This is a genomic window from Rhizobium aethiopicum (genome assembly GCF_014197535.1).
Classification (GTDB): Bacteria; Pseudomonadota; Alphaproteobacteria; order Rhizobiales; family Rhizobiaceae; genus Rhizobium; species Rhizobium aethiopicum_A.
Genome location: NZ_JACIFV010000002.1, coordinates 310467 through 329875 on the forward strand (window position 1 = coordinate 310467; position 19409 = coordinate 329875).

At 61.2% G+C, this 19409-nt stretch carries 20 protein-coding genes and 1 pseudogene; 8 read left to right on the top strand and 13 right to left on the bottom strand.

All coding sequences use genetic code 11. From position 1 onward, the window contains the following. Window positions 1-26: 26 nt before the first annotated feature. The 5 genes from GGD53_RS04595 to GGD53_RS04615 form a co-directional block, all read right to left on the bottom strand. Window positions 27-1169 carry an alpha-hydroxy acid oxidase gene (locus GGD53_RS04595; protein ID WP_184453996.1) on the bottom strand — a complete coding sequence of 381 codons (1143 nt, stop codon included), beginning with the start codon at window positions 1167-1169 and terminating at the stop codon, window positions 27-29. A 78-nt stretch (window positions 1170-1247) separates the two neighbouring features. Beyond that, on the bottom strand, window positions 1248-1625 hold the full coding sequence (locus GGD53_RS04600) for a helix-turn-helix domain-containing protein (protein WP_184453998.1): 378 nt from the start codon (window positions 1623-1625) through the stop codon (window positions 1248-1250). After that, window positions 1618-1938 (bottom strand): type II toxin-antitoxin system HigB family toxin, encoded by a 321-nt coding sequence (locus tag GGD53_RS04605; RefSeq protein WP_184454000.1) that lies wholly within the window; start codon window positions 1936-1938, stop codon window positions 1618-1620. The genes GGD53_RS04600 and GGD53_RS04605 overlap by 8 nt, the downstream gene beginning before the upstream one ends. Window positions 1939-1981: 43 nt before the next feature. After that, window positions 1982-3292: a guanine deaminase gene (gene guaD / locus GGD53_RS04610; protein ID WP_184454002.1), complete on the bottom strand. Its 1311-nt coding sequence runs from the start codon at window positions 3290-3292 to the stop codon at window positions 1982-1984. Continuing rightward, window positions 3289-4527 (bottom strand): urate hydroxylase PuuD, encoded by a 1239-nt coding sequence (locus GGD53_RS04615; RefSeq protein WP_184454004.1) that lies wholly within the window; start codon window positions 4525-4527, stop codon window positions 3289-3291. The genes guaD and GGD53_RS04615 overlap by 4 nt, the downstream gene beginning before the upstream one ends. A 353-nt stretch (window positions 4528-4880) precedes the next feature. Here GGD53_RS04615 and GGD53_RS04620 point away from each other — a divergent pair, with 353 nt between their 5' ends. Further along, window positions 4881-5213, top strand: coding sequence for a hypothetical protein (locus GGD53_RS04620; protein WP_184454006.1), 333 nt, complete (start codon window positions 4881-4883; stop codon window positions 5211-5213). A 54-nt stretch (window positions 5214-5267) separates the two neighbouring features. Here GGD53_RS04620 and GGD53_RS04625 read toward each other — a convergent pair whose 3' ends face one another. Further along, window positions 5268-6164, bottom strand: coding sequence for a LysR substrate-binding domain-containing protein (locus GGD53_RS04625; protein WP_184454008.1), 897 nt, complete (start codon window positions 6162-6164; stop codon window positions 5268-5270). Window positions 6165-6265: 101 nt separating this feature from the next. On the opposite strand from GGD53_RS04625, the gene GGD53_RS04630 reads away from it, so the two are divergent. Further along, the gene (locus GGD53_RS04630; protein ID WP_184454010.1) at window positions 6266-6469 is read left to right on the top strand and encodes a hypothetical protein; all 204 of its coding nucleotides are present in this window, start codon (window positions 6266-6268) and stop codon (window positions 6467-6469) included. On the opposite strand, the gene xdhC is transcribed toward GGD53_RS04630, so the two are convergent. From xdhC to GGD53_RS04655, 5 genes and pseudogenes are all read right to left on the bottom strand, one after another. Continuing rightward, the gene (xdhC, locus tag GGD53_RS04635; protein WP_184454324.1) at window positions 6445-7260 is read right to left on the bottom strand and encodes a xanthine dehydrogenase accessory protein XdhC; all 816 of its coding nucleotides are present in this window, start codon (window positions 7258-7260) and stop codon (window positions 6445-6447) included. The two genes, GGD53_RS04630 and xdhC, sit on opposite strands and share 25 nt — an antisense overlap. Window positions 7261-7509: 249 nt before the next feature. Then, window positions 7510-7909: pseudogene (locus GGD53_RS04640) on the bottom strand (endonuclease domain-containing protein); the annotation flags it as partial. 24 nt (window positions 7910-7933) lie between these two features. After that, on the bottom strand, window positions 7934-10273 hold the full coding sequence (gene xdhB / locus GGD53_RS04645; RefSeq protein WP_184454012.1) for a xanthine dehydrogenase molybdopterin binding subunit: 2340 nt from the start codon (window positions 10271-10273) through the stop codon (window positions 7934-7936). 181 nt (window positions 10274-10454) lie between these two features. Then, window positions 10455-11918 (bottom strand): xanthine dehydrogenase small subunit, encoded by a 1464-nt coding sequence (gene xdhA / locus GGD53_RS04650; protein ID WP_184454014.1) that lies wholly within the window; start codon window positions 11916-11918, stop codon window positions 10455-10457. Window positions 11919-11946: 28 nt separating this feature from the next. Next, the gene (locus tag GGD53_RS04655) at window positions 11947-12723 is read right to left on the bottom strand and encodes a 3-hydroxybutyrate dehydrogenase (RefSeq protein ID WP_184454016.1); all 777 of its coding nucleotides are present in this window, start codon (window positions 12721-12723) and stop codon (window positions 11947-11949) included. A gap of 256 nt (window positions 12724-12979) precedes the next feature. On the opposite strand from GGD53_RS04655, the gene glpK reads away from it, so the two are divergent. Then, window positions 12980-14473 carry a glycerol kinase GlpK gene (glpK, locus tag GGD53_RS04660; protein WP_184454018.1) on the top strand — a complete coding sequence of 498 codons (1494 nt, stop codon included), beginning with the start codon at window positions 12980-12982 and terminating at the stop codon, window positions 14471-14473. 20 nt (window positions 14474-14493) lie between these two features. On the opposite strand, the gene GGD53_RS04665 is transcribed toward glpK, so the two are convergent. Further along, on the bottom strand, window positions 14494-14784 hold the full coding sequence (locus GGD53_RS04665; protein WP_184454020.1) for a type II toxin-antitoxin system RelE/ParE family toxin: 291 nt from the start codon (window positions 14782-14784) through the stop codon (window positions 14494-14496). Beyond that, window positions 14777-15037, bottom strand: a complete 261-nt coding sequence (locus tag GGD53_RS04670; protein ID WP_184454326.1) for a type II toxin-antitoxin system ParD family antitoxin — start codon at window positions 15035-15037, stop codon at window positions 14777-14779. The genes GGD53_RS04665 and GGD53_RS04670 overlap by 8 nt, the downstream gene beginning before the upstream one ends. 170 nt (window positions 15038-15207) lie before the next feature. Here GGD53_RS04670 and GGD53_RS04675 point away from each other — a divergent pair, with 170 nt between their 5' ends. The 5 genes from GGD53_RS04675 (at window position 15208) to GGD53_RS04695 (ending at window position 19340) form a co-directional block, all read left to right on the top strand. Next, window positions 15208-15582: a YciI family protein gene (locus GGD53_RS04675; protein ID WP_184454022.1), complete on the top strand. Its 375-nt coding sequence runs from the start codon at window positions 15208-15210 to the stop codon at window positions 15580-15582. Then, complete coding sequence (locus GGD53_RS04680) at window positions 15579-16838, top strand: RNA polymerase sigma factor (protein WP_184454024.1); 1260 nt, start codon at window positions 15579-15581, stop codon at window positions 16836-16838. The genes GGD53_RS04675 and GGD53_RS04680 overlap by 4 nt, the downstream gene beginning before the upstream one ends. Window positions 16839-16928: 90 nt before the next feature. Next, complete coding sequence (locus GGD53_RS04685) at window positions 16929-17396, top strand: SRPBCC family protein (RefSeq protein WP_184454026.1); 468 nt, start codon at window positions 16929-16931, stop codon at window positions 17394-17396. Window positions 17397-17584: 188 nt separating this feature from the next. Further along, window positions 17585-17875, top strand: a complete 291-nt coding sequence (locus GGD53_RS04690; protein ID WP_184454028.1) for a GIY-YIG nuclease family protein — start codon at window positions 17585-17587, stop codon at window positions 17873-17875. 403 nt (window positions 17876-18278) lie between these two features. Beyond that, window positions 18279-19340, top strand: coding sequence for an LLM class flavin-dependent oxidoreductase (locus GGD53_RS04695; protein ID WP_184454328.1), 1062 nt, complete (start codon window positions 18279-18281; stop codon window positions 19338-19340). The last annotated feature ends 69 nt before the right edge of the window (window positions 19341-19409 follow it).

Sequence of the window (19409 nt, forward strand, 5' to 3'; positions counted from 1 at the left end):
GCGCGTTCAGCCAGTGCCGACTTCTCTCAGCCGCGCCCCGATATGATCGACGCGTCCACGTCGTTGATGTCGCGCTTGCCGCAGAGCGCCATGGTGATGTCCATCTCCTTGCGGATGATGTCGAGCGCCAGCGTGACGCCGTCCTTGCCCATGGCGCCGAGCCCGTAAAGAAAGGGGCGGCCGATATAGGTGCCCTTCGCGCCGAGCGCCACGGCCTTCAACACGTCCTGGCCGGAGCGGATGCCGCCGTCGAGATGGACTTCGATGCGGTGGCCGACGGCGTCGACGATTGAAGGCAGCATGCTAATCGAGGAGGGGGCGCCGTCGAGCTGGCGGCCGCCGTGGTTGGAGACGATGATTGCATCGGCGCCGGTGTCGGCGGCTGCCTTGGCGTCTTCCGGATCGAGGATGCCCTTGATGATCAGCGGGCCGCCCCATTGCTCCTTGATCCAGGCGACATCGGTCCAGGAGAGCCGTGGGTCGAATTGCTCGTGCGCAAACTTGGGCACGGAGGCGACATTGGCGACGTTCTTGGCATGGCCGACGATATTGCCGAAGTAGCGGCGCTTCGTCTGCAGCATATCAAGGCACCAGAGGGGCCGGGTTGCCATCTGCCAGATATGTTTCGCGGTCAATTTCGGCGGGGCCGAGAGACCGTTGCGCAGGTCCTTATGGCGCTGGCCGAGGATCTGCAGGTCGGCGGTCAGCACCAGCGCCGAGCATCTCGCCGCCTTGGCGCGACGGATGAGGTCGAGGACGAAATCCTTGTCCCTCATCACGTAGAGCTGGAACCAGAAGGGACGCGTCGTCACCGAGGCGACATCCTCGATCGAGCAGATGCTCATCGTCGAAAGCGTGAAGGGAACGCCGAATTCTTCCGCCGCGCGCGCCGCCAGCATCTCGCCATCGGCATGCTGCATCCCGGTCATGCCGGTCGGCGCCAGCGCTACAGGCATCGATACTTTCTGGCCGATCATCGTCGTTTCGAGCGTGCGGTTGGTCATGTCGACCAGCACGCGCTGGCGGAGCTTGATCTCACTGAAATCGCTCTCATTGGCCCGATAGGTGGACTCCGTCCAGGCGCCCGAATCCGCATAGTCGAAGAACATTTTCGGCACGCGGCGCTGCGCGAGTTTTTTCAGATCGGCGATGGTGAGCGGAGCAGCCATAAATGGAACCTTCACATCTGAACGCGGCTATCGTCCGTAGCATGAAATTTGCACGAGTATTATGGGGAATCGGCAGTGTCAGGCAGCTTTTCGGATGCGGATCGGTTGAATCAAAATATCCAGCGGAATGTCGAGATGTTCATGCAATCGCCGGATCATGTCGAGTGACAATGCGCGCTTTCTATTGAGGATCTCGGCCACCCGTCCGCGACTGCCGAGAATGGGTTCCAGATCCTTCCGCGCCAGCCCCTGCTGTTCCATCCGGAAGAGGATCGCATCGATCGGGTCCGGCAGGTCGATCGGATATCGTGTCGTTTCATAGGCATCGATCAGCGTTGCCAGGATGTCGAGCTTGTCGGCTTCGGGCGAGCCGTCTTTCGCGCCCCAGAGCTGCTTCAGCAGCAGGAAAGCGTCTTCATAATCGTCGTCGTTGCGGATGGGTTTCAGCTCATTCATGTTCCACCGTCGCTGCGTCGATCCTGTCATAGTTGCGATGCGTACCGATCCATTTGATCCAGGCGATTGACCGTACGAAATCGATGGCAACGATCAGCCTGTAGTCGTTTCCCTTGATGTTGAAGACGATCCGCTCGGCATTGACGACGCTTGCATGGGCATATCGCTTCTTCACATCGGACATGGATTTCCAATCCGCCTTGCTGACTTCGTGAAACCACGTATCGAGAGCAGCCTTCAACGCGGCCTGACCCTTTTGACCATCAGGGCTTTCAACAAACTGAGTGAGGGTGCGCCGGGCGATTACCCTCATGATGAGATCATATCACGCTCCCATTTTGGGAGCAATAGAGGTATCATCGAAGCACCGCTTTCAAAGCGACGCCCGCCACGTAAGTCTCCGCGATCGCTCTGTCGTCGCCCATCGTCTGCAGCAGGAAGAGTTCCTCGGGCAGGGTCTTCACCGTTTCCATCTTCAACGCCATGGCCGGGGTCGCGGCCGCGTCGAGGACGACGAGGTCGGCTTCGGTGCCGGGTTCCAGCGTGCCGATCCGGTCGGCGAGCGAGAGCGCCTCGGCATTGCCGCGGGTCATCAGATAATAGCTTTCCAGCGGATTCAACCGTTCGCCGAGCAACTGCTGGATCTTGTAGGCCTCGTCCATTGTTTTCAGCATCGAATAGCTGGAGCCGCCGCCGATATCGGTGGCGACACCGATGCGGACCGGGTTTTGGCGCCGCGTCAGCGCCTTCAGCGGAAAGAGACCGGAGCCGAGGAAGAGGTTTGAGGTCGGGCAATGGACGGCGACGGCGCCGGCGTCGCTCATGACATCGGCCTCGCGTTCGGACAGGTGGATGGCGTGGCCGAAGAGACTCTTCGGCCCGAGCAGGCCGTAGCGGGCGTAAATGTCGGTATAGTCGATCGCCTCGGGATAGAGCTCGCAGGTGAACTTGATCTCGTCGTGGTTTTCCGAAAGGTGTGTCTGGATGTGCAAGTCGGGAAATTCGCGGGCGAGCGCCGAGGTCGCCTCCATCTGCGCCGGCGTCGAGGTGATGGCGAAGCGCGGGGTGATGGCGACGTGGTTGCGGCCCTTGCCGTGCCATTCCGCTATCACCTGGCGGGTCTCGTCATAACCCATCTCAGGCGTGTCGAGCAGACCCTGCGGGGCGTTGCGGTCCATCATCACCTTGCCGCCGACCATGCGCATATTGCGCTTCATCGCCTCGGCGAAAAAGGCGTCAGCCGAGGTCTTGTGCACGGAGCAGTAGGCGACCGCCGTCGTCGTGCCGTGGCGGATCAGTTCATCGTAGAAATGTGTGGCGATCCTTTGCGCATGCGCGCTCTCGACGAAGCGGCATTCCTCGGGGAAAGTGTAGGTATTCAGCCATTCGAGCAGGTTGGCGGCATAGGAGGCGATCACCTGCATCTGCGGAAAATGCAGGTGCATGTCGATGAAGCCGGGCATAATGAGATGCGGGCGGTGGTCGATCTCGGCCGCGCCTTCGGCGGCTTTCGCCTTGACGTCGGCATAGGGACCGACTGCTGCGATCAGCCCGTCCTCGATCAGCAGGCCACCGTCTTCCTCGTAGAGATAACTCTGGCTGTCGGCGAGACTCAGCGGCGCGCGATGGAAGGAGAGGAGGCGGCCGCGGAGAAGTGTCGTCGTCATTGTTTCTTGCCTTCGACTGCGCTTTCGAACCAGGCGACGAGCAGCCTGCGTTCGTCCGGCGTAATATCGGTCACGTTGCCGGGCGGCATGGCATGGCTGCGGCCCGCCTGTATATAGATTTCTCTGGCATGGGCGGCAATTTCCGCGTCGTTTTCGAGTATTACGCCCTTCGGCGGCCGCACGACGCCTTCATAGGCGGGCTCGGCGGCATGGCACATGGAACAGCGTGTCGAGACCAGTTGCTTGACGGCCGGAAAATGCGGATTTCCGGCGAATTGCTGGAAGGCGGGCGCGACTGCGGCCGCATCCGTCTCGCCCGTCAGCTGCGTCGGCACGGTCGAAAACCACATGATCAGGATGAAGAGGATGACGGTGACGATCCAGGTCCAGGTCGGCCGGCCTTTCCTCGCATGGGTGGTGTTGAACCAGTGGCGGATGGTGACGCCCATCAGGAAGACCAGCGCCGCAATCACCCAGTTGAACGCCGTGCCGAAGGCCAGCGGATAATGGTTCGACAGCATGAAGAAAATGACGGGCAGCGTCAGGTAGTTGTTGTGCAGCGAACGCTGCTTGGCGATCTGCCCGTATTTAGGATCGGGCGTGCGCCCGGCGATGAGATCGGCAACGACAATCTTCTGGTTCGGGATGATGATCATGAAGACGTTCGCGGACATGATCGTCGCGGTGAAAGCGCCGAGATGCAGGAAGGCGGCGCGCCCGGTGAAGAGCTGCGTATAGCCCCAGGCCATGAAGACCAGCACCACATAGAGCACCGCCATCAGCCCCCAGGTGTTGCGGCCAAGCGGGGATTTGCACAGCAGGTCGTAGACGATCCAGCCGAAGGCAAGCGATGCCAACGAGATCAGGATCGCGACGGGCGGACTGATATCGAGGACGTGGCGATCGATGAGAAAAAGGTCGGCGCCGCCGTAATAGACGATGCAGAGCATCAGGAAGCCGGAGATCCAGGTGAAATAGCTCTCATATTTGAACCAAGTGAGATGCTCCGGCATCTGAGCGGGCGCCACCAGATATTTCTGGATATGATAGAAGCCGCCGCCATGCACCTGCCATTCCTCGCCATAGGCGCCGGGCGGCAGATGCGGTCGTTTCACCAGCCCGAGGTCGAGGGCGATGAAATAGAAGGACGATCCGATCCAGGCGATCGCGGTGACGACATGGAACCAGCGGGCCGCGAAGGCGAGCCATTCCCATGCTATGGCATATTCATACATCGAGTTCCCCTATCTTCCTCCGACTCGCGACATTGCGGAAATTTTGGCGGGGAGGAAAGAGGAGAATGATGAACCTCACAGGCCCTTCGCAAGGCGGCGGGCCGAGGCGGGACGCTGGCAGTCGCCATTGGTTTCGCCTATGTTGGCGACCGCTGACGCATCGCCGATCTGTCGTCCCGTGCCTAAAAGCTGCCGAGAAGGCCATGCATTATGACTGTCTCATACTGGATTTGCAAAGATTTGCCGATCTTGAAACTATGATGAGCAGATACAGTTAGGTTTTGCAGGCCGCCGGCATGAAATAATAAGAAACGTTAGATATCGGCGGCGCATTCATCGACGGAGAGATGCCCATGCGCAGCATTCTGACGTGTGTGATGATGGCATACGCATCGTTGGCGACGGCTCACGACGCACCTTCGGGGTGGAGTTATGACCCCTATTGCTGCAATGGCGACAGTCATAATGGCGATTGCCAGATGATTCCGTCGAAAAGCGTGGCGGTGACGCCAAACGGATATCGTGTGACGCTGCTGCCGGGCGACCACCGGCTCGTCACGCATGCTCACGTCTTTCTGCTGCCGATGACGAAGGCCATGCAGTCCGGCGATGGTGATTATCACCTCTGTCTGTTCCCTAACGAGAACACACCGCGCTGCTTCTACGCGCCGGAAATGGGATTTTGAAGCCAAACGTAGCAAGTCCGGTTCGGCGTGATTGGCGCTGATGTGTTTGCCGGATTAACTTCCGGCGGCTTTCATCTCTTCCAGGATCCAATTGCGGAAGGCCTTGATCTTCGGCACGTTGCGGCGATTTTCAGGATAGGCGAGCCAGTAGGCTTTGCCGTCGCTGCGGGTCAGGTCGAAAGGCTGATAGAGCCGGCCGAGTGCGATTTCGGCCGCGTAGAAGGCCGGATGGAGGATGGCGACGCCGTGACCGGCGATCGCCGCATCGGCTTCCACCGCCTGCGAGCCGAGCTGGTTGCGCGGGCGCCGGTCGAGATCCGTCTCCGTGACGCCGGCTGCCTCGAACCATTGTTTCCACCAGATGTCGCCGGCGTCGAAGAGGTCGAATTTCAGGAGATCGCGCGGCTCCCTGATGCCGCCTGCCGATTCCGCCAGTTTCGGACTCAGCATCGGGGTGAATTCAAGTCCCATCAGCCGGTGCAGCGTCAGCCCAGGCCAGTTGCCATCGCCCCAGCGGATGCCGACGTCGATCTGCTCGCGAGCGAAGTCGATGATGTCGGAGGTCGCCTGAAACCGAACCGCGACCGCCGGATGCTTCAAATGGAAGGAGCCGAGGCGCGGCGCCAGCCATTTCGAGGCGAAGGTATGGGTCGAACTAATGGCGAGCGTGCCTTCGACGCTGTCGCGCGCCGTTGCCATCGCGTCATGCAGCATGGCGAAGGCTTCGGTCACCTTCGGCGCCAGCCGCTCGCCGGTCTCCGTCAGCGCGATCTGGCGCGGGCGGCGCAGGAAGAGCGGCTCGCCGACATTCTCCTCCAGCAATTTGATCTGATAGCTGACGGCCGTCTGCGTCATGCCGAGCTCGTCGCCCGCCTTGGTGAAACTGCCGAGCCGGGCAGCGGCCTCGAAGACGCGCAGCGCATTCAGCGGAAATTGCTTCGAGAGTTTCATGGATAAGTTCTCTTGATGCAGGCAGACGGTCGTTCGATTGGAATTGCAGCATTTTTAGCGACAGACTGCAACTCATACCATCAATCTGACGAGGTGACGTCATGGATTGCCATGCTATTGAAGAGAGCCGGCCGCAACAGATCAGCAGCGTTTTCCTGCGCCTTGCCGGCTGGTTGTCAGGCAGCGCGCACCGCTTCTGCCGTCTGCCGCGGCTCGATCTTTCCGCCACACCGGACCGCGTCAAGCGCGACCTCGGTTTCCTCGACGGGCGTGATCCCTATTACGAGGACGAGCGCATGCGGTAGGCCGTAAGCGCCGTCAGGATCTCGGCGGCGGTCATCGCGGCGATCACTTCCGGGCGCTTGTCCCTGACCGCGGAGCCGCCGATCGGCAGCGTCAGCCGCTCCATCCAGCCGCGCTCGCCGCCGCCTTCGCGCAAAAGCCAGCTTGCGAAGGTGGCGCGTTTGGTCGCGGAACCGATCATGCCGGTATAGGCGAGGTCGGTTCTCTCCAGCGCCTCGCGGGCGATGAGGAAATCAAGCGCGTGGTCATGGGTCAGAATGACGACCGCGCCGCCCGCGGGAATATCTTTCACCAGCGCTTCCGGCATCGGCACGAGCCGGGTCTTGGTTTCATCCGGCAGGTTGGCCAGTTCTTCCTGTCTCGTTTCGACGACCGTTACCGACAGCGGCAGCGGCGCAAGGGCTGCCGCCAGCGCTCGGCCGACATGGCCGGCGCCGAAGAGAAAGACCTCCGGCAGGCGCTCGATCTCGCCGGCAAGCCTTGCCTCGAGCTCATCCGTCAGCGCCTGTGTCAGCCGCCGAAACCGCAGTTGCGTGCGTCCGCCGCAGCACTGGCCGATTTCCGGGCCGAGCGGGATGTCCATGGTAAGGGCTCCGCCGGTTCCAGCCAGCATCTCGCGCGCATTTGCGATTGCCATGAACTCGAACTGGCCGCCGCCGATGGTGCCCCACAATGCGGTTGGCGAGACGAGCATGAAGGCGCCGGCCTCGCGTGGGGTGGAGCCTTGCGTGCCGGTGATATCGACGAGGATTGCGTCGGGGTGGGCAACGAGAAAGGTCGGGAGGTCAGTCATCACTGATGGACCTCGCGACCTTGGGAGTATGCCGCGAAGACCCCCTCATCCGACCCTTCGGGCCACCTTCTCCCCGCTGGGGAGAAGAGGGAGATCGCCGCTTCGCCGTTGATCCCATCATCCGTTCTAAAAGGGCGCTCTCCGGTGCAACAGTTCGGACAGGCAGTGCGCGAGAGGCTTGCTTCCTCTTCTCCCCGGCGGGGAGAAGGTGGCCCGAAGGGTCGGATGAGGGGGCCTGGTTCAAGTGCATTACGTTTTCACACCCTCGGAACGAACGATCGCAGGATAGAAGCGAAGGATATCATCTCGCTGGAATATTCGCCCTTCAAGTGCCGTAAGGATCGTCTCGAGGACTGCGTGATTCCAAAATCGGAGGATCGAATAGCCGGCCTGGTTTAGCCACAAGGTCCGAGCCATGTCAGACATATTGTCGGCATGTTGAAATCCATCGATTTCGACAATCAGTGCGCTCTTCGCGACATAGAAAATCGGCGATGTAGGTCCCGAGGGGAGCTTGTCGCGTAAACTTATATCCATTCAGCCGTCGATTTCGCAGATCGCCCCAAAGCCGATACTCATCTTCAGTTTCGGTTTGGCGTAGTTTGCGGGCCTGACGAGTTTTGCCTGGACGTCTCTTCCTAATATCTTCGGGATCGGACATCTCAGCCGTCATCTACACCCGCTTCATCCGCTCCACCGCCATCAGCACCCGTTCCGGCGTCGCCGGCGCATCAAGCCTTGGGCAGACCTTGTAGTCCGCCACGCTCGCCACCGCCATCGACAGCGCTTCCAGCACCGAGATTGCCAGCATGAAGGGGGGCTCGCCGACCGCCTTGGAGCGGCCGATCGTCGCTTCGGCATTCTCCGACCATTCGGCCAGCCGCACGTTGAAGATCTTCGGGCGGTCGGAGGCGAGCGGGATCTTGTAGGTCGACGGGGCATGGGTGCGCAGCCGTCCCTTGTCGTCCCACCAGAGCTCTTCCGTCGTCAGCCAGCCCAAGCCTTGCACGAAGGCCCCTTCGACCTGGCCGAGGTCGATCGCCGGGTTCAGCGAGCGGCCGACATCGTGGAGGATGTCGGTGCGGTCGATCAGATATTCGCCGGTCAGCGTATCGATCGAGACCTCAGTGCAGGCGGCGCCATAGGCGAAATAATAGAAGGGGGTGCCGCGGCCGGCCTTGCGATCCCAGTGGATCTTCGGCGTCTTGTAGAAGCCGGCGGCGGAAAGCTGGACGCGGGCGAAATAGGCCTGCTTGATGAAATCGGGGAAGGAGATCTCGATCTCGCCGACGCGCACGCGGTTCGGCAGGAAGACGACGTCGGAAGGCGCCACCTCCCATTTTTCGGCGGCAAAGGCCACCAGACGTTCCTTGATCTGGCGGGCGGCATCGAAGGCGGCCATGCCATTCAGATCCGAGCCGGAAGAGGCGGCGGTGGCCGAGGTGTTCGGCACCTTGGCCGTCGTCGTCGCGGTGATCTTCACCCTAGAGATATCGACCTGGAAACTGTCGGCCAGCACCTGCGCCACCTTGGTATAGAGGCCCTGGCCCATTTCGGTGCCGCCATGGTTCAGGTGGATCGAGCCGTCCTGATAGATATGGACCAGGGCGCCGGCTTGGTTGAAGGCGGTCATGGTGAAGGAGATGCCGAATTTGACCGGCGTCAGGGCGATGCCTTTTCTGATGTAGCGGCTGTCGCGATTGAAGCCGATGATGGCGTTGCGCCGCGCCCGATATTCGGCCGTCTCCTCCAGTTCGTCGACGACACGGGCGATGATGTTGTCCTCGACCTCCTGATGATAGGGCGTCAGCGTGCGCCCGGAGCCCGGCTGGCCATAGAAATTCAACTTGCGGATATCGAGCGGATCCTTGCCGAGGGAATAGGCGATCTCCTCGATGACGCGTTCGGCGCCGAGCATGCCTTGCGGGCCGCCGAAGCCGCGGAAGGCGGTGTTGGAGACGGTGTGCGTCTTCAACGGTTTCGACTGCAGATGCACATGCGGATAGAAATAGCTGGAATCGGCGTGGAAAAGTGCTCTGTCGGTCACCGGGCCCGAGAGGTCGGAGGAAAAGCCGCAGCGGGCCGCATAAGTCGCATCGACGGCGTGGATACGACCTTCGGCGTCGAAGCCCACTTCGTAATCAACGAGGAAATCGTGGCGCTTGCCGGTGGCGCTCATATCTTCGTCGCGATCCGGACGGAATTTGACGGCGCGGCCGAGCTTCTTGGCGGCGATCGCGGCGAGTGCGGCGAACTGGTTGCCTTGGGTTTCCTTGCCGCCGAAGCCGCCGCCCATGCGGCGCACGTTGACGGTCACGGCGTTAGACGGGATATCCAGCACATGGCCGACGATGTGCTGGATCTCGCTCGGATGCTGTGTCGAGGACCAGACGGTGACCTCGTCATCTTCGCCGGGGATCGCCACGGCGATATGGCCTTCGAGATAAAAATGCTCCTGGCCGCCGATGCGCATCTGGCCCTTTAGCCGCATCGCGGCGTTCGACATTTCCGTTTCCGGCTCGCCGCGCTGCAGCGTCATCGGCGTGGTGACCAGCGGGCTGCCATTGGCAAGCGCGCCGTCGATATTGTGCCAGTGCGGCAGGTCACGATAGTCGATCTTGGCGAGCCGCGCCGCGCGACGGGCGGTCTCGCGCGTTTCGGCGATGACGGCAAAGATCGGCTGGCGGTGGAACTGAACCAAAGTTTCGGCCAGCAGCGGTTCATCATGGCTGCCGTTGGAACTGGTGTCGTTGACGCCGGGCACGTCCTTGCCGGTGAAGACCCAGACCACGCCGGGATAGGCGGCGACCGCGGAAAGATCGATGCTGAGGATTTCGGCATGCGGCCGGTCGGAAAGGCCGAGCGCGCCGTGCAGCAGGCCGGTGGGTTCAGGGATGTCGTCGATGTAATCGGCAGCGCCGGTGACGTGTTTGTGCGCGGAATCATGGCGCAGGGAGCCATGCATCGGACCGGAGATGACGGCCTTGGGGTCTTCGAAGGTAGACTTGTCCATTAAATGGCTCCTTCGGGAGGAGATGTTATGACGTGTGGCCCCCTCATCCGCCCTTCGGGCACCTTCTCCCCGAGGGGAGAAGGGGAAAAAGCGACGGCGCGGCACTCCCTTCTCCCCAGCGGGGAGAAGGTGGCGGCAGCCGGATGAGGGGGGCGGCTTGCGCAAACATGAACCATCTCCATCACGCCACCTCCTCGAACCGCTTCAGCTCTGCCGGCGCGCCGACAGTCTCGAGATAGAACCGCGTCAACAAATTCTTCGCCGTCAGCTGGCGGTATTCCGCCGAGGCGCGCCAGTCGGTGAGCGGCTGGAAATCGGTGTCGAAGGCAGGGCGCGCGGCCTCGATCGTTGCTTCAGTCCACGGCTTGCCGATCAGTTCGGCCTCCACCATACGGGCTCGTTTCGGCGTTGCCGCCATGCCGCCGTAGGCGATGCGGATGTCGGTGACGATCTCCGCGTCGTCGAGGGTCAGCAGGAAGGCGCCGAGCACGGCGGTGATGTCCTCGTCGCGGCGCTTGGTGATCTTGTAAGCCGCAAAGCGGCTGTTCGCGGGATAGGGCACGAAGACGCTTTCGACGAATTCGCCGGGTTTGCGGTCCTGTTTGCCGTAGGCGATGAAGAAATCCTCGAGCGGCATTTTGCGCTGGCCTTCCAGGGAGCGCAGCGTCAGCGTCGCGCCGAGGGCGATCAAGGGCGGCGGGCTGTCGCCGATCGGCGAACCATTGGCGATGTTGCCGCCGATCGTGCCCATGTTGCGCACCTGCTCGCCGCCGATGCGGTCGATCAGCCGCCCGAGCGCCGGGATTTTCCGGGCGATCGCTTCGAAGGCCCTGGTGTAGCTGACGCCGGCGCCGATGGTGACGCCGTCCTCGCTTTCGGTGATCGACTGCAATTCGCTCAGGTGGTTGATGAAGACGACCGGGCTCAGCCGCCGCATTTGTTTCGTCACCCAGAGGCCGACATCGGTCGAGCCGGCAACGACGATCGCGTCGGGCTCCTGCGAGAGAACTTCGGCCAGTGCCTGGACCGAAGCCGGCACGATCAAACGGTCTTCGCCTTTGGCAATCCGGATGGTGCCGCTCGCCTGCATGGCCCAGAGCCGTGCGATGATTTCCGAGCGCGTGCGCTCCAGCGGGTCGAACAGGGCGCTCGGCCGCATCAGGCTCACCTGCTCGGCCGCCTTGACGATCGGCTCGTAACCCGTGCAGCGGCAGAGATTGCCCTGCAATGCCTTTTCGATCTCGCGGCGGCCGGGTTTTTCCTTCGTCAGCCAGAGGCCGTACAGCGACATGACGAAGCCTGGGGTACAGAAGCCGCATTGCGAGCCATGGCAATCGACAAGCGCCTGCTGCACCGGATGCAGGGCGCCATCCCGGCCGGCCAGATGCTCGACCGTCACCACGTGCGTGGCGTGCAGCGAGCCGGTGAAACGGATGCAGGCATTGACGGATTCATAGGCAAGCTTGCCGTCGACGAGCCGGCCGACGAGCACGGTGCAGGCGCCGCAGTCGCCTTCCGCGCATCCCTCCTTGGTGCCGGTGAGGCGCCGCTTCAACCGCAGAAAATCGAGAAGCGTCTCGGTCGGTCCGACATCGGTGAGTTCGATGTCCTCGCCATTCAGGATGAAGCGAATGCTGTCGTTCATGGTATTCCCGGTTGTCTTTTCCAAATGGTTAGGCCGCCGTCCAGCCACCGTCAATCGAGATGTGGGTTCCGGTCACCTGCCGGGCGGCACCGCTCGCAAGGTAGAGCGACAGCGCGCCGATCTCCTCGGCCTTGACGAATTCACGCGTCGGCTGCGCCTTGAGGATGACCTCGCTCTTCACCTGCTCCTCGGTCATGCCGCGCGCCTTGGCGGTATCGGGTATCTGCTTTTCGACGAGCGGCGTCAGCACGTAGCCGGGGCAGATGGCGTTGACCGTCACGCCGAATTCGGCAAGTTCCAGCGCCGCTGTCTTCGTGAGGCCTAATATACCATGCTTTGCCGCGACATAGGCGGATTTGAAGGGGGAGGCGACGAGCCCGTGGGCCGAGGCGATGTTGATGATGCGGCCATGCTTCCTAGCCTTCATCAGCGGAATGGCGGCGCGCATGGTGTGAAAGGAGCTCGACAGGTTGATGGCGATGATCTGATCCCATTTCTCAATCGGGAAATCCTCGATCTTCTCGACATGCTGGATGCCGGCATTGTTGACGAGGACATCGACGCTGCCGAAGGTCTTCGCCGCAGTTTCGATCAGGTCGGCGATCTCGGTGGGTTTCGTCATGTCGGCCGGATGGTAGATCGCCCGGCCCTTCGATGCCGATTCAAGTCGCGCGACGGTCGCCTTGATTTCATCGGCGTTTCCGAAACCGTTGATGACAATATTGTCGCCGGCTTCGGCAAAGGCGGTGGCGATCGCAAGGCCGATGCCGCTGGTGGAACCGGTGACGACGACTGATCTGCTCATGCTGTTTCTCCGTGAATGCCGATGCTGCGTCGCAGCGTTAGCCGCGAGGTTATTCCCAAAGCCGGCTGGCTGGCAATTCCGCTTTATTGGCTTTTCTCGCCCGCATCCGTGTCCTATTGATTTGTCATGATAATCGGCGTGGAGCATTTCCGTTTTTCTCCGAATCACGGAAATGCTCTATCTCTTTGTTCCACGCAATTCCGGACGCAAAATCGCTGCGCACTTTTGCTGGAATTGCTCTAGGGAGAGGGATTTCATGAGCGGATATGTTCTGGCGATCGATCAGGGAACGACGTCGACACGGGCGATTGTTTTTGATGGCGACATGCAGATCGTCGGCAAGGGCCAGAAGGAATTCACCCAGATCTATCCGCGCTCCGGCTGGGTCGAGCATGACCCCGAGGAGATCTGGGATTCGGTCGTCGCCACCGTCAAGATGGCGCTGCACGAAGCGAAGCTGACGGCGACGGACATCGCCGCGCTTGGCATCACCAACCAGCGCGAGACCGTGGTTGTGTGGGAGCGCGAGACCGGCCGGCCGATCCAGAATGCCATCGTCTGGCAGGACCGGCGCACGGCAAGCTATTGCGACAACCTGAAACGGCAGGATCTGGAGCGGGTTTTTACCAAGAAAACCGGCCTGATCCTTGATCCCTATTTCTCCGGCACCAAGCTCTCCTGGATGCTTGCCAACGTGAAGGGGGCGCGGGCGCGTGCGGCCCGGGGTGATCTTTGCTTCGGGACGATCGACACCTTCCTGATCTGGCGGCTGACCGTCGGCAAGAGCTTCGTGACCGACGCGACCAATGCCTCACGCACGCTGATGTACAACATTGCTGAAAACGCTTGGGACGAGGATCTGCTCGACATTCTGAGAGTGCCGGCCGCCATGCTGCCGGAGGTTAAGGACTGCGCCGCCGATTTCGGCACGGTCGATCCGGAGATTTTCGGCGCCGCGATCCCGATCCTTGGTGTCGCCGGCGACCAGCAGGCGGCGACCATCGGTCAGGCCTGCTTTGCGCCCGGCATGATGAAATCGACTTACGGTACCGGCTGTTTTGCGCTGCTCAATACCGGCGCCGATATGGTGCGTTCGAAAAACCGACTGCTGACCACCATTGCCTACCGCCTGAACGGCGAGACGACCTATGCGCTCGAAGGTTCGATCTTCATCGCGGGTGCTGCCGTGCAATGGCTGCGCGACGGGCTTCGCATCATCGGCAGCGCCGCCGAGACCAATGCGCTTGCCGAAAAGGCCGATCCCACGCAGGAGGTCTATCTCGTCCCGGCCTTCACCGGGCTTGGCGCGCCATATTGGGATGCCCAAGCGCGGGGCGCGATTTTCGGGCTGACGCGCAACAGCGGCCCGGCGGAGCTTTCCCGCGCGGCGCTCGAAGCCGTCTGCTACCAGACCCGCGACCTGCTCGATGCCATGCAGAAGGACTGGAAGAACGGCGCCGAGGATACGGTACTCCGCGTCGATGGCGGCATGGTCGCCTCCGACTGGACGATGCAACGCCTCGCTGACCTGCTCGATGCCCCGGTCGATCGCCCGGTGATCCTGGAGACCACCGCCTTGGGTGCGGCCTGGCTCGCCGGCGGCCGGGCAGGGGTGTGGCCTGATAGGGACGGCTTTTCGGCGACGTGGAAACGCGACCGGCGGTTCGAGCCCGATATGGACGAGAAGGTGCGGACGGCAAAGCTCAAGGGCTGGAAGAATGCGGTCAGGCGGACATTGAGCGAGGGGTGACGAAAGAACAGGTGTTCCTGTCAACTCAACCAGTTCTCGACATCGCGGGCGCCGTATACCACTGCAGCGACGAAGATGCCGTAAGGCATGGATTCGTAGATTGCGATATAGCGCCCTTCAATGAGAAGCCGCGCTGTCGGACTCAACTCAGGGCGTGGCGAGCCCATGTGCGGGTGCTCGGCGGCAAGCTCCACCTTTTCCAGGATCCGGATGAGAAGGGCGTCGGCCGCCGGCTCATTGTCTGGCGCGATGGAACGCCAGATATCGCGTAAATCTTCCTCGGCGTGGGGACTAAGAATATATCTAGCCACGCTTACGGGCTTCCGCCTTCAACTCTGCCAAAAGCGTGGCTGCGTCGACCTCGCGGCCTTTGCCGCTTGCCATGCCCTCGTCATAGGCCCTCTTGAGGCGGCTCATTTCCATCTGCCTGGCTTCCTCTCGCTGTTCCCACAGGCGAAGCGCATCGCGTATGACCTCACTATTGGAGGCATAGGCTCCCGACTCCACCGCATCGTGAAGACGCGCGATTTGTTGAGGGGAAAGGGAAATCGTCAGGGTTCTCATGGCCTGAATAATACCGCGTCTAACAAAAAATAACAATTTTTCTTAGTGGCGGAGGCATCCTCATTCTTGCTGATAGCAGCATGATGGCGCTTCCGCTTCGTCAATAATTTTTTGATGCGGTCTGTCGGGTAAGCGGTTACTCCTTCGTCATTTGGAAAGAGGAGTGACCGATGCTTTATGCAATCCTTTGTTACGCCCATGAGGAAACCGTCTTCGCCTGGACCAAAGAGGAGGAGGCTGCCGTCATGGAAAAGCTTTACGCCGTGCAGGAGCCGCTTGCCAAAGCCGGCAAGCTGGGGCCTGTCGGCCGGCTGATGCCGACGACGGTGGCGACGACCGTGCGCAAGGGCAAGGACGAAGCTCTCGTCATCGATGGGCCGTTCGCGGAAACGAAAGAGGCGCTTCTCGGCTTTTACGTGGTTGATTTCGATACGCTCGACGAGGCAGTCGCCTTCTCGAAACAGCTATCCGCCGTCAATCCCGGCTCCACCTCTTACGAAATTCGGCCTTTCTACGTGTTCAGGCCGGGAGATGCTGCATCATGACCGATATCGCCTGGATCGACCTTGCCCTTGCCTCAGCCCGCCCGAAAGCGCTCGGCGCGCTGTTGCGCTATTTCCGCGATCTCGATACCGCGGAAGAGGCGTTCCAAGAGGCATGCCTGCGGGCGATCCGGACATGGCCGGAAAAAGGACCGCCGCGCGATCCGACGGCCTGGCTCATTTTCGTCGGTCGCAACAGCGGTATCGATGCCGTGCGCAAACGGTCGAAGCTTCAGGCGCTGCCGGATGAGGACGTCATTTCCGATACCGAGGATGCCGAAAGCGACATTGCCGAGCGGCTGGACGATTCCAATTATCGTGACGATATCCTGCGGCTCCTCTTCATCTGCTGCCATCCCGATCTGCCGGCAACCCAGCAGATCGCGCTGGCGCTGCGCATCGTCTCCGGCCTTTCGGTGACACAGATCGCGCGCGCATTCCTGGTCTCCGAAAGCGCCATGGAGCAACGCATCACTCGGGCCAAGGCGCGTGTCGCCAAGGCCGGCGTGCCTTTCGAAACGCCAAGCTCGCAGGAACGGGCCGAGCGTCTCTCGATCGTCAGTACGATGATCTATCTCATCTTCAACGAGGGCTACAGCCAGGCCGATCCCAGGCATGAGGCAGCCGCCTTCAGCGACGAAGCGATCCGGCTGGGACGCCTTATGCTGCACATCTTTCCGTCCGAACCGGAGTTGATGGGGTTGCTTGCGCTCATGCTTCTGCAGATATCGCGCCGCCCGGCGCGCTTCAGTCCCGAAGGCGAAATCGTGCTGCTCGAGGATCAGGACCGCTCTCTCTGGAACCAGCTTTTCATCAATGAGGCCCTGGCGCTTCTCGACAAGGCGGTGCGCCACCGCCAACCCGGACCCTACCAGCTTCAGGCGGCCATCGCCGCCATCCATTCCCGCGCGAAACGCGCCGAAGACACCGACTGGGCGGAGATCGATCTGCTTTACCGCGCGCTGGAACGTGTTCAGCCGTCGCCCGTCGTAGCGCTTAATCGCGCGGTCGTCGTTTCCAAGCTGCAAGGGCCGCAGGAGGCGCTGGATCTTATCGATCCGCTCGGCGAGAAGCTCGGGGGCTATTTCTATTATCACGGTCTGCGGGGCGGGCTGCTGAAGCAGCTTGGTCTGACCAGCCAGGCGCGCGAAGCCTTCGACCATGCCATCGCGCTTGCCCATTCGGCGGCGGAAGCCGCCCATATCCGCCGGCAGATCGACAAGATGCAGGAAGAGGCGGCGCAGCCGATTGCAAATTAATTTCGGCGTGCTGTCGGAACGGCGAAGTTTGACACGTCCTTGTAACAACCTGATACGAAACGGGTTTCACTCAAACGGAGAGATGTTGAAATGATCGTCAACACGCAACATGAACTCGTCCTTGTTCGCGAATTCGACGCTTCGCGCGAGAAGATTTACAAAGCCTGGACCGATCCCGACCTGCTGAAGCAATGGTTCGTGCCGCGCCCCTGGGGTGTGGCGGAAGCAACGCTCGACGTGCGGCCCGGCGGTTCCAGCATCGTCGTCATGCAGGATCCCGAGGGCAATCAGTATCCGAATCGCGGCGTCTATCTGGAGGTCGTCGAGAACGAGAAGATCGTCTTCACCGACGCCTATAGCAGCGCCTGGATGCCGTCTGAAAAACCCTTCTTCACCGGCGTCATCCTGCTCGAAGACCTCGGCAACGGTCGCACGAAATATACGGCCAAGGCGCTGCACTGGCGCGCCGAGGACAAGGAAGCGCATGAGAAGATGGGCTTCCATGAGGGATGGGGCAAGGCGGCTGATCAGTTGGCGGAGCTGCTGGCGACGATGTGAGCGGTGGGGGCGGCGTGGCGAGGGCCGCGCCGTCCGCATGCTTCGAGTGAGGCGTGAGGCGGTTTGAAAGATGATTCCGCTGAGGCTTCGAAGTCGTTGAATTCAGATTCGAATTGGTGGTTCGGGAGCGCCGTTTGCGCTGGATTTAGTCCTGTGCTTTTCACGCTACTCTGTGCCAATCTGTCGGCATGAAAGGCTACGTCTACATCCTCGCATCCGCACGCAACGGCACGCTCTACACCGGCGTGACGCGTGATCTTGCCGGCCGATTATACGAGCACCAGAATGAACTGACGCCAGGATTTACATCGAAATACGGGGTCAAGACTTTGGTGTGGTTCGAGGAGCATGATCTGCTGACGACTGCGATCACACGGGAAAAGACGATCAAGAAGTGGCCTAGGCAGTGGAAGCTCAACCTGATTGAGCGGGAGAATCCAGAGTGGGAGGACGTTTCATTTCATCTCTTCGGTTTGTGAGAGGATAAGTCTCCTGTCGCGCGGACGCGCGACTGCTGGATTCCTGTGACAAGCACAGGAATGAGGGAGTTCTCGGCACTCGCGGAGTTCAACAACAACTGTTTACGCAGTTTAGCTTCTGACAAAACGCTTTAATGATACGGGATATGGGTGGCGCGGTGCCCACCACTTGCTCCCCCATTCCTGTGCTTGTCACAGGAATCCAGCAGCGCCGTGTCTACGGCGCAAAGACTCTTTAATCGTCCTTGCCTTCACCCAATCATACCTCGCAGGTGGTGCCAATCGATCCCTTAAAAACATACCTCCGCCTATCAAGATTCTCGAACAATCCGTTCCACAATTTGTATTTGCGCTCCATCACCGCCATCCTTATCTCCGGATCGAGTTCAACAGGATGCCGATGATGGAACTGGGCCTTTACACATTCGCCGATGTTAATCCCAATCCCTCCCGCAGCAAGGGAGCTGAGGGGGCCGAGCGGCTGAAGCATCTGATCGAGGAGATCGAGCTTGCCGATCAGGTGGGGCTCGACGTCTTCGGCCTCGGCGAACATCATCGGCCGGATTATGCGGTATCGGCCCCTGCCGTGGCGCTGGCGGCTGCGGCCGTCAAGACCAAAAACATCCGGCTGACCAGCGCCGTCACCGTTCTGTCCTCCGACGATCCGGTGCGTGTGTTCCAGCAGTTTTCGACGCTTGATCTCATTTCCAACGGCCGTGCCGAGATCATGGCAGGGCGTGGCTCTTTCATCGAGTCCTTCCCCCTGTTCGGCTACAACCTCGAGGATTACGACCAGCTTTTCGAGGAGAAGCTCGATCTGCTGCTGGCGCTACGCGACGACGAGACTGTCGCGTGGAAGGGTGAGCTTCGCGCGGCGATCAACGGACGCGGCGTCTATCCCAGGCCGCTGCAGGATCCGCTGCCGCTGTGGATCGCGGTCGGCGGCACACCGCAGTCGGTGGCGCGCGCCGGGGCGCTCGGACTGCCGGTGGCGCTCGCGATCATCGGCGGCGAGCCGCGCCGTTTCGCGCCGCTCTTCGATCTCTACCACGAGGCTGCGCGCCGGGCAGGGCAGGATCAGGCGAAGCTGAAGACCAGCATCAATGTCCATGGCTTCATCGCCGACACGACGGAGAGAGCCGCTGACCAGTTCTACGGCCCGCAGGCCGAGGTGATGAACCGTATCGGCCGCGAGCGCGGCTGGGGACCGACGAGCCGAGCGCATTTCGATCTGTCTCGCGGGCCGAACGGCGCGCTCTTCCTCGGCGATCCGGAGGTGGTTGCGGAAAAGATCATCGCCCATCATGCGATATTCAAGAACGACCGCTTCCTGCTGCAGATGGCGATCGGCCTGATGCCGCATGATCAGATCATGCGCGGCATCGAGCTCTACGGGACGAAAGTCGCGCCGATCGTCAGAAAGGCATTGACTGAAAGGGGCGAAGGGGCGAAAGCCACGGCTTGATCAGCGCAATTCCTCAGCGCGTCCTGCCGGACGCGTGCTCTAAGGCGGCCGCGGCCGTCGCGTGCAGGC

What these genes read in the sequence shown, in the direction of transcription:
- GGD53_RS04595 (WP_184453996.1), bottom strand. Translation starts at nt 1,169, where the DNA reads ATGGCTGCTCCGCTCACCATCGCCGATCTGAAAAAACTCGCGCAGCGC.
- GGD53_RS04600 (WP_184453998.1), bottom strand. Translation starts at nt 1,625, where the DNA reads ATGAATGAGCTGAAACCCATCCGCAACGACGACGATTATGAAGACGCT.
- GGD53_RS04605 (WP_184454000.1), bottom strand. Translation starts at nt 1,938, where the DNA reads ATGAGGGTAATCGCCCGGCGCACCCTCACTCAGTTTGTTGAAAGCCCT.
- guaD (WP_184454002.1), bottom strand. Translation starts at nt 3,292, where the DNA reads ATGACGACGACACTTCTCCGCGGCCGCCTCCTCTCCTTCCATCGCGCG.
- GGD53_RS04615 (WP_184454004.1), bottom strand. Translation starts at nt 4,527, where the DNA reads ATGTATGAATATGCCATAGCATGGGAATGGCTCGCCTTCGCGGCCCGC.
- GGD53_RS04620 (WP_184454006.1), top strand. Translation starts at nt 4,881, where the DNA reads ATGCGCAGCATTCTGACGTGTGTGATGATGGCATACGCATCGTTGGCG.
- GGD53_RS04625 (WP_184454008.1), bottom strand. Translation starts at nt 6,164, where the DNA reads ATGAAACTCTCGAAGCAATTTCCGCTGAATGCGCTGCGCGTCTTCGAG.
- GGD53_RS04630 (WP_184454010.1), top strand. Translation starts at nt 6,266, where the DNA reads ATGGATTGCCATGCTATTGAAGAGAGCCGGCCGCAACAGATCAGCAGC.
- xdhC (WP_184454324.1), bottom strand. Translation starts at nt 7,260, where the DNA reads ATGACTGACCTCCCGACCTTTCTCGTTGCCCACCCCGACGCAATCCTC.
- xdhB (WP_184454012.1), bottom strand. Translation starts at nt 10,273, where the DNA reads ATGGACAAGTCTACCTTCGAAGACCCCAAGGCCGTCATCTCCGGTCCG.
- xdhA (WP_184454014.1), bottom strand. Translation starts at nt 11,918, where the DNA reads ATGAACGACAGCATTCGCTTCATCCTGAATGGCGAGGACATCGAACTC.
- GGD53_RS04655 (WP_184454016.1), bottom strand. Translation starts at nt 12,723, where the DNA reads ATGAGCAGATCAGTCGTCGTCACCGGTTCCACCAGCGGCATCGGCCTT.
- glpK (WP_184454018.1), top strand. Translation starts at nt 12,980, where the DNA reads ATGAGCGGATATGTTCTGGCGATCGATCAGGGAACGACGTCGACACGG.
- GGD53_RS04670 (WP_184454326.1), bottom strand. Translation starts at nt 15,037, where the DNA reads ATGAGAACCCTGACGATTTCCCTTTCCCCTCAACAAATCGCGCGTCTT.
- GGD53_RS04675 (WP_184454022.1), top strand. Translation starts at nt 15,208, where the DNA reads ATGCTTTATGCAATCCTTTGTTACGCCCATGAGGAAACCGTCTTCGCC.
- GGD53_RS04680 (WP_184454024.1), top strand. Translation starts at nt 15,579, where the DNA reads ATGACCGATATCGCCTGGATCGACCTTGCCCTTGCCTCAGCCCGCCCG.
- GGD53_RS04685 (WP_184454026.1), top strand. Translation starts at nt 16,929, where the DNA reads ATGATCGTCAACACGCAACATGAACTCGTCCTTGTTCGCGAATTCGAC.
- GGD53_RS04690 (WP_184454028.1), top strand. Translation starts at nt 17,585, where the DNA reads ATGAAAGGCTACGTCTACATCCTCGCATCCGCACGCAACGGCACGCTC.
- GGD53_RS04695 (WP_184454328.1), top strand. Translation starts at nt 18,279, where the DNA reads ATGGAACTGGGCCTTTACACATTCGCCGATGTTAATCCCAATCCCTCC.